The 251-nt window shown below is 53.0% G+C and carries 1 protein-coding gene; it reads right to left on the reverse strand.

Annotated elements, in window-relative coordinates; all coding sequences use genetic code 11:
• Window positions 1–205: DUF2800 domain-containing protein (locus tag OCF95_RS09810; protein WP_261105346.1), on the reverse strand; the 205-nt coding region annotated here is incomplete at its 3' end.
• Window positions 206–251 lie beyond the last annotated feature (46 nt).

The raw sequence follows: 251 nt of genomic DNA on the forward strand, positions 1-251 counted from the left end.
CAGACTTACCCCATATCTCGGTGACACCGTGTGCAACCGTGCCGAACGCGGCGTCGGGGCCACCTTGGTCGGGTGCGAGTAGGTTTGGAATCAGGCTTCCGCTGCAAGCCAAAAACATCGAAGACGAGCTTGGCCCAAAGACACTATGACCTGACCCGTCACGAATTTTGGCAAGCTGCGTCAAGTCGATTGACTGAAGATTCATACGAGCATCCAATCAGCCAATTTATTTGACTTCTTGCGGTTGTGTG

Origin of the sequence: Streptococcus mitis (genome assembly GCF_946188615.1) — a bacterium.
Classification (GTDB): domain Bacteria; phylum Bacillota; class Bacilli; order Lactobacillales; family Streptococcaceae; genus Streptococcus; species Streptococcus mitis_BZ.